This window comes from Candidatus Binatia bacterium, from assembly GCA_036382395.1.
Lineage (GTDB): Bacteria > Desulfobacterota > Binatia > HRBIN30 > HRBIN30 > JAGDMS01.
On record DASVHW010000347.1, the window covers coordinates 1 to 8,328 of the forward strand.

Below are 8,328 nucleotides of genomic sequence, written 5' to 3' on the forward strand. Positions count from 1 at the left end.
ACGGTCGCGGCGGCCGCGAGCAGATCCTGCAGGTAAGCTTCGACGCATGTGACCAACATGACTACCCGCCATAGCTTCAGCGTTTTGGATACTTCGAGTCGCTCATTGAGAGTTCTACTGAAACGGTTGCCTGAACGCACCAACTTCGCCACGGCCGCTTGATCTTTAACATCGATGGACTTTCCAAGCGAAAAGAGGCGAGCAGCAGCCCTCTTTACGAAGGTCATCTCGCGCGTCTCAACGTCAACCATGTGCGAGATGCCTTCCAGATTCTGCTCAAACGCCACCCACGCTGGGGTGTGCGGTTTTGACTTGGACGCGGAATGAGTTCGTTTGCTTGCCATGCTATTGGGCGCTGAACTGCTCGCCATAAGTGCAAAGGGTCCGCTGCCTAACGCCGTGCGCTTGAGCCGCGGGTGGTGCGCGGCGGCTGTTGGGCAGTCGGCTTGAAGCGCGAGTTGGATTGCCTTGCTGGAGTAGAGCAGAAGTACGAGTCCCGGCCGATCCACCGACACGTATCGAGGGTCTCGTCGATTGCGGTCTCAAGCTGATCAAGTCGCTGCTGCTGCTCGGTCACCTCGCACCCGTGGTAGTGAACTACTTCTTTCAGCACACCATTTGCGTGGAACGAAGTGATGACCGTTGCGGCATCCCAGTACCAGTTGGAACAGGTGTCCTCACCGCAGCGATCGCCGCCGCCAAACAGCGCCAGTAGATAGCAGTCCTGCAGAGACAGGAAATCAGACTCCTGGAAGGCGTTGACCAATGCGACCAGCTGCTCATCCGACACCGCAGCGGTGGCGCGGCCAGTCGTTTCCACAAAACGGATACCTTCGAAGCTGACAAGACCGGACGAGTCCACCGACACCGTGTATACGGGGCATTCGCCGAAGCACATCTGGCGCTCCAGGGTTACCCGCAAGTCAGACGGCACCGTGCCCGACGGCTGTTTGCTGTCATGGTCGCTGCCGCACGCGAGAGAGAGCACGGCAAGAAAGCTCCCGGTCACGCAAAGCAGGAGTCGGCGAAACTGTGGCATCACGCACGCGAGCAATCCAACTACTATTCGACTCCCGACTGAAATCCGCTACCCCTGCGGGTTCCTGCAGCATAGCACCCTGCCACCAGCTGGCTCCCATAGGTCATGACTCGCGTGCAAGTCAAGCAGTTAAACCACTACCGAGCGTCTTGCGCACGCTGCGCCTCGGCAACCAGCCGCAACCAAGCGCGCTCCGCCGCAGGCGGCATGGGCTCAGTGCGAGCCAGCATCTCACGGGCGTCCGGCCGATCTTCGAGGATGGCGCGCGCCAGCTCGCACACTTCGACGAAGCACTCGAGTCGCTCCGACGGCGTGATTGCTGCGTAGCGCTCGGTGTCGGACACGTCAACGGTGCGGCCGAGCCACGGAGGAGGGGGAGTGTGCATGCCGACAGTATACGGCAGCTCAAATGCCGGCTGGGCGGAAAGGACAATCGGGCGACCCCACCGCAATTCCGACTCATGCCAGGCCGTACTCTACCCGCAGCAGCTGCCGTGGTCCGCCGCGGGGCTCAAACGTATGGCAGAAGCGGCGCGCCTGCTGGCCCTCCAAAGAGAATGCCGGTGCGGATGGGATGTGCGTCAAATTTGGGGGTTTGTAGAACCCGCTTGGCTTACCGCGCGAAGTAGATCGGTTCCGCAGTGTACATTGCGGTCGATACGCCGAAGGCGTTGTGCACCACAGCCCAGGGTTGGGTCAGTGACCCTTGGCGCGCGGCGCGCCCACCCTGGGTAGAGAATCGCCAGAACACCCTACCCCAAAAGGGGTTGCGCTCTGGTCGGCGCAACATGATGTACGAGAATCAGCGAACAGGCCGGCGCGACGTAACCCTGTCAGGGTAGAGCTGTCGGAACCTTGTCTACCCAGGGTAGCCGCTACTGCGGCAACCCTGGGCTGTGATACGTAACGCCTTCGGCGTATGCGGAACGGCTAGCACCCACGCTATCGAGATCGCCTGAAACCTGCAGTAGGAGCTAGTGGTAGAACCCTTCTCGCGACCGCGAGTTTCGAGATTCCCCACATTCATGACGCACACCCTGGAAGGCCAGGAGTATCGTGTCGACCTTGTGGCTTGGTTGCGAACCATGATATCGCTTGCGGCTTCGGTGCGCGTCGCAGTATCTTGTTGACGAATGACCATGGGAGATGCTACCCGCAGGCGTCGGATAAAAACGAGGATGTGGAATACCATGGCGTGGCATATGCTCAAGACTAGGATTCGACTCGCTTCAGTTCTGTTGCTGGTTGCGGTGACCGCTGGTTGCGGCGGCTCCACCATGGACATCGTGGAATATCCAATGCCAGGCGCCCCCGCTGACACGCCGCGTCCGTCGGCGACGCGGGCCCCCACGCCGAGCCGCACTGCCAGTCCGCTGGCGACCCAGACGCGCGTGTCCACGGCCACGCCGACGTACATGGGCACACCGACAAACACACCGATAGCCACCAACACCGCGGTTCCGACGGACACCGCGGCGGTTACCCCGATGGCCACCGATACGCCGGTAGCGGTCACGTCGACACCAACGAACACGCCTCCGCCCACGGCGCCGACAGCGCCGACCAACACGCCGACTAATGCGCCACCGACGGCGACGCCGGTAACGCCGCCGAGCGCCACCCCGACGACCCCCGTACCAGGCAACACCTCGACGCCAACCGCTACTCCGTCTTCCACCGCTGCGCTGGTGAACACGCCGACGCCAAGCGCTAGCGCGACGGCGACCACGCCCTCCGGCGGTACACCGCTCGGCGACCGGACATTTACCATTGTCACGACAGCATCAGGATATTACAGCTCGTACCTGCCGACGCTCGCCCTTGGCAAGCCGGCGGGGTCAATGACCCTCACCGCGGGCGCTCCGGATGGGAACGGCGACGCCGCCACGACCGTCACCGGGCCGTTCATCATTTCCATCCCGATTGCGCTTGGGGCCACTACGGTTTGCAGCAAGATCGAGTCCTGCACCGGGGAGCTGCACTGCAACGGCGGCGCCAACGTCGATGAGACGGAAACCCTCGACAGCCTCAAGGCCGGCCTGACCTGTATCCAGGACGGTACGCATAACTGCCCGAGTGGCACCGGCACCCCCGTGTGCTGCAGTAATGCCTGCGAAGGTGTGGGCAAGGGAGGAAGCGGTAACAGCGTCGTTTCCGCGACCGGCGTGAACCCGACTACGGATAGCGGTCCGGGCGCCCTGCTGCTCACTTGCATGCAGCGCAACGTTACGGTCAATAAAGGCAGCGGCGTGATTTGCAGCACGCTTGACTTTTCGGCCGCCAAATTATTTCCGCAGATTTACACCACGGGAAGCAGCACCGCCGTCGTACTGCATGAGTGCTCCGGCGCCAAGCTAGGGGATACGGTCCCGACGTTCGCCAAGACTGGTAAGAATTTTGACTGCGCCAACTGGACCTCGGCAACTGGCCCCGGCGCCTTTGCCTTCTCCACACCCGCGGAGGAGCCGTCGACCGCCACCCCCAGCGATGGCTCCCAAGCTGGATTCCTCAGCGGCCACTGAGTGGGAGTACCGCAACGCGGCATCGTCGGAGTGCGGTGGAAGGCGGAAAAATGCGGCGATACGTCGTGCTGATTCTGACGGCCGGTGCCCTTACCGGCTGTCATCTGCGGTCCGGCGCTGGGCCTGCCGCATCGTCATTGGCCGCGCCGCCCAGCGCCGAGGTCAGTGCCGCCGTTTCGAAGCTGCTGCGTTCGGCGGCCGCCGCCGAAGAGGGTGATGCAAACGAACTCGAGGGCAAGCTGGCCGCGATTGCCTCTTTCGGTGACCCGGCGATTGGTTTGTTGGCGGCGGGGCTCGCCGACCCGGACGAGAAGGTCCGCCTGGCCGCTGTGCAGGCGCTCGCCAAGATCGATACACCTGCCGTCGTCGATCCGCTGCTGACTGCCCTCAAGGATGAAAGCTCCGACGTGCGCACGGAGGCCGTGCGGGCACTGGGGCAGCGCCGCGACCGGCGCGCCGTGCCGGCGCTGCTGCGGCAGGCGCAGGAGGATGATACGGATTCGGTGCGGTACGACTGCCTGATAAGCCTCGGGCTGATCGGCGATCCGGCCGTCGTCCCGCTGCTGCTCACGGGCACGCACGACGATGATCCCTACGTGCGCATGTGGTCGATGAGCGCCCTCTGCGACATGCAACATGAGCAGGCCCCCGAGCTGGCGCGCACGATGGTGCGCGATGCCAACGTCTACGTCCGCCGACAGGTGGTGGCCGGGTGCGAACAGGCGCTCGACACACCCGGCGGGCATCAAGCGCTGATCGATGTGGCGCTGTCGGATGACCTTGAGACCAGTCTGCGGGCGGGGCGCGCCCTGGGGAATTACCGGCAGAAGCGCCCTGGAGACGCGGAGCTGACCGAGCACATGCGCCAGGCCGGGCGCGGTGGCCTCACCAATCCGGCGCAGGCCGCGAATGCGGCGCTGCTCCTCGGTGATCTTCGTGATCCCGCCGCGGTCAACCGACTGATCGAGGCTCTGCGGGACCCGAACTATTTCATCCGCGCGTTGGCCGCCCGCAAACTCGGCGATATCGGTGATCGCCGGGCCGTGCCGGCGCTGATCAAGGCCCTCAGCGATCCGCAGAATCTCGTCGTCGGCGCGGGATACATCGCCGTCCAGCGCTTCGCGGCGGACGGTGACGCACAGGCCCAAAAAGCGGTCAGGAACTTCAAGGGAAAGAAAGTCGCTGAGTCGTCAGGGCGCTGAAGCCGGTCATACCGGCGAAGGCGGACTTCCATGTGGGGTGGTGATGTCTCCGCGCCATGGATTCCCGCCTAAAGATTGCGGGAATGACGGGTGGGGACTCGCCCGACATTCTGGGCAAAGCCGGCTGTAGCCCACGCAGGTGGGCTTCGTGCATCTCGTTGCCGCGAATTTATTCGCCAGGCTTCTTTGACGATCCTGGAAGAGCCTGGCGGTTGAAACCGCGGCAACGAAAGGCACGAAGTCGCCCTGCGGCGACTGTTGCCTGTGGCGGTAGCGGCTGTGCTGAAAAAGTCGGAGCGGTGGGCGAACTCCCACGTTCAAGCCCGATTGTTTGTGCAAACCCGCTTGAACGCGGTAACAAAAAGGGGCCTCGGTTACCCGAGGCCCCTTTGGATTCGCTGAGCGGAATATTGGCGCGACGCAGGTCGCGTTTGAAATCGATGTCGCGCAGCCCGGTTACGGAGCAACCATGATGCCGGCAAACCCGAATTCAGCCCCCGCCAAGCACGTGGGGCCCGGCGGCGCAACTGCGCAGTCGAGCTGCTGGGCCGGCGTGAGCGTCCTGATCGCAATGGAACCCACACCCAGCGGCTGTCCGAGAATTGAGCTGGCGAGGGCGCCGAACACGTCGTTGGCAGTAACGTGGTTCAGGCCGTTGGCTACGAAGGATGCCTTACCTTGTACGAACTGTATGGGGACGCCGGCGACATGCAGCCAATCGATCCCCTGAGGTGAAATTGTCGGGGTTAGGAACTGTTGCACGCTGAGGTCGAGCACGGCGAGAACCGGGGTCAGCGGGGTTTTCACGCCGCACTTGAAAGGTTTATCTTTATCGTTCCCCTCTGCCGGGCAGTTAACGTTCTTGAGGGTGAGCGTCGTGACCATCCCTCCTAGATCCGCAGCCTTTGCGGACTTGATCATCAGCTTGTTCCCCCCAGCCTTGATCTGAAAGTCACTCGTATTAACGGGAGTAGTATCGGCAGCGGCGGCTGGCGCCTGGTTGATAGTTTGCGAATACGAGTCCACGGCGCGAGCCGTACCGACGAGCAGCGGTACGCCAAGGGTTACTACCGACACGATACGACAAGCATTTCTGAGCTTCATACGCCCTCCTCCTATCAAAGATGATTTCCACATAGTCCAGGGAGGCGGGTTTTGTCAACAAAAAAATCGCCCAATTCGGCCCGGCGTCGATAATGTCCGTCGTGCTGGCGGGCGCCCCTTCCGACAGGCATGTCCTGAGCAACGTCGAAGGGCTCAGGACATGCTTCGAGACGCCGCCACAAGAAGGCGGCCCTTACCCATGAACCTGAAGCTGACCTGGCGAATGAATTCGCGGCAACGAAAGGCACCAAGGCGCCCTGCGGCGACTCCCCCCGCCCCACATCCAGAGACACCTCTGCCCGTCGGGGAGCGGGGAGCCCACGCAGGTGGGCTTGGCGCTCTTGTTGCCGCGGTTTCAACCGCCGGGTGGGGAGATGCGGCGGTTCATGGGCCCTGCAAGCCGGTGTCCTCGCAGGGTCGGGCTCTCAGGGCGAGCGGTTCGGTGCTTGATTGTCGACAGCTTCTTACCCGCTCACGCTGAGGAGGCCCCGTCTCAGGGGCCTCCTCGAAGCATGTCCTGAGCCTGTCGAAGGGCGTGCCCGTTTGGAAGAGACTTTATGGGCAACTCCGGTTACGGCGCTGGCGCCTCTTCGAGCACGCCGGCAGTAATGAGTGCGTCGATTTCCGCTTCGCTCATCTCCAACAACGAACGGCATATCAGGCGCGTATGCTGCCCGAGCAGCGGGGCCGACTCGACCCGAGGCGGAGGCATGCCGCTTGCCCGAAAGCCGGAGCCTTCCAAGACCACCGGTCCGAGCCCGACCTGATCGATGCGCTGGAAGAAGCCGCGCGCCGTCAGATGCGGATCGTTGATCTGGTGCACCGGGTGCTCGACCATCGCCGCCGGCACGCCACGGCCCTGCAGCAGCGTCATGACCTCTGCCGGCGAACGCGTGCGTGTCCACGCGGCCAAGGCCTCGTCGATCGGCTCGCTGGCCTGACGCCGTCCCTCGACGGTGTCGTACTGGGGCGCGCCTAAGGATTCCGGAGCCCCAATCGCGGCGCGTAGGGCCTGCCATTCGGCATCGCTGCGCACGTTGATCACGCACCACTCGTCCTCTCCCGCACAGGGGTAGACACCCCACGGCGCGCCGCTGTCGCTGCTGTTGCCGCGCGGGCGGACCGTGCCAGGGGCGAGGCTTTCTTTGATGAACAGGTCGCCGAGCAGCTGCACCAGCACCTCGAACTGCGCCACCTGCACGTGCGCGCCACGGCCGTCGCGCCGGCGACGCAGCAACGCCGCGACCACGCCCAATGCCCCGAGCCGGCCGACCAGATGATCGGGATGAATGTTGGTCGAGCCTTCGGGCTTGTCCTCCTCCGGATAGTTCCACAGGTACTGCAAGCCGCTCACGGTATGCGCATTGGGCCCATAGCCCGACCAGTTCTTCCACGGTCCCGAGGCGCCCAAGAGCTGCGTCGAGAGCATGATCAGGCGCGGATTGATCTGCTGCAGATCGTGATAGCCGAGCCCGAGCCGGTCCATCGCGCCGGTGGCGCTATTCTCGATGACCACGTCCGCCAGGCTCACCAGGCGGCGCGCCAGTGCGGCACCCTCCGGCGTCTTGAGGTTCACCCCAAAGCCCCGCTTGCTGCGATTGGCTGACGCAAACGGCGGATTCATGGGGCCGGGGATGACTTGGCGGATGAAGTCTGGCGCACGGCTGCTTTCGATCTTGATGACCTCGGCGCCGTGCTCGGCCAGCAAGCGGCCCACCTCGACGCCGGCAACACCAACGCCGAAATCGATTACGCGAAGGCCGGCGAATGGAGAAGAGACAGCGGCAACAGGGGAGGGCGCCGCCGGCATCGATTTACGCGCGGTCGCCCGAACCTCGGCGGCAACCGCCTCGTTATGCTGGCCCACAGCGGGCGCGCCTCGCGTGGGGCCAAGCCGCGCGCCGTCAAACTCGAAGAAGCCGGACGGCACCCTGGCCCGCAGACCCGGCATCAGGTCCAACTCGACGAAAGTTCCCCGGGCGCGGGTGTGCTCGTTGTCGAGCACCTCGCGGGGCTCCAGCACCGGTGTGGCGGGAATGCCGCGCGCCTGCGCTTCGCGCGCCGCGGCCTCCTTCGTTCGCGCTGCGAAGAAAGCCTGGACGACCGGCTCGATCGCAGGGCGGTTGAAGACGCGCTGGAGGAACTCGTCGTACGCCGGATCTTGCAACTCCGCCGGCTCGCCCATCCAGGCGCGCAGCGCGCGCCAGTGCTTCAGGCTGATGATGATCAGGCGCAGCCAGCCGTCGGCGCAGCGATACACCGGATACATGCCCGCGCCTTCGCGGTGGGTGTAGAAACCCATCATTGAGTACAGCGGCACGCTCCAGTCGGCGAGGTTCGACGTGGCCTCTTGGACGGAGACGTCGAGCCATTGGCCGCGGCCGGTGTGGAGCCGATGATAGATGGCCATGGCGGTGCCGAAGGCGGCGGTGATGCTGGCGGTGTCGTACGCTTGTGAGCC

General features: G+C 64.0%; 8 protein-coding genes. 2 read left to right on the top strand and 6 right to left on the bottom strand.

Annotated features, from left to right (window positions below):
• The 4 genes from VF515_16600 to VF515_16615 all read right to left on the bottom strand — a co-directional run.
• Positions 1-251 (bottom strand): hypothetical protein (locus tag VF515_16600; protein HEX7409251.1); only part of this gene is annotated, 251 nt, incomplete at its 3' end.
• A gap of 140 nt (positions 252-391) precedes the next feature.
• Complete coding sequence (locus VF515_16605) at positions 392-1,039, bottom strand: DUF6438 domain-containing protein (protein HEX7409252.1); 648 nt, start codon at positions 1,037-1,039, stop codon at positions 392-394.
• Positions 1,040-1,176: 137 nt separating this feature from the next.
• Positions 1,177-1,491 (bottom strand): hypothetical protein, encoded by a 315-nt coding sequence (locus VF515_16610; GenBank protein ID HEX7409253.1) that lies wholly within the window; start codon positions 1,489-1,491, stop codon positions 1,177-1,179.
• 407 nt (positions 1,492-1,898) lie between these two features.
• A complete protein-coding gene (locus tag VF515_16615; GenBank protein ID HEX7409254.1) occupies positions 1,899-2,810 on the bottom strand; it encodes a hypothetical protein in 912 nt (303 codons plus the stop codon).
• A 70-nt stretch (positions 2,811-2,880) separates the two neighbouring features.
• Between VF515_16615 and VF515_16620 the strand changes: the two genes are divergently transcribed.
• Together VF515_16620 and VF515_16625 are read left to right on the top strand one after the other, a co-directional pair.
• Positions 2,881-3,561: a hypothetical protein gene (locus VF515_16620; GenBank protein HEX7409255.1), complete on the top strand. Its 681-nt coding sequence runs from the start codon at positions 2,881-2,883 to the stop codon at positions 3,559-3,561.
• A gap of 137 nt (positions 3,562-3,698) precedes the next feature.
• Complete coding sequence (locus VF515_16625) at positions 3,699-4,763, top strand: HEAT repeat domain-containing protein (protein ID HEX7409256.1); 1,065 nt, start codon at positions 3,699-3,701, stop codon at positions 4,761-4,763.
• A gap of 456 nt (positions 4,764-5,219) precedes the next feature.
• On the opposite strand, the gene VF515_16630 is transcribed toward VF515_16625, so the two are convergent.
• Positions 5,220-5,867, bottom strand: coding sequence for a hypothetical protein (locus tag VF515_16630; protein ID HEX7409257.1), 648 nt, complete (start codon positions 5,865-5,867; stop codon positions 5,220-5,222).
• Between the two features lie 571 nt (positions 5,868-6,438).
• The coding region (locus VF515_16635; GenBank protein HEX7409258.1) for a CoA transferase at positions 6,439-8,328 on the bottom strand (1,890 nt) is incomplete at its 5' end.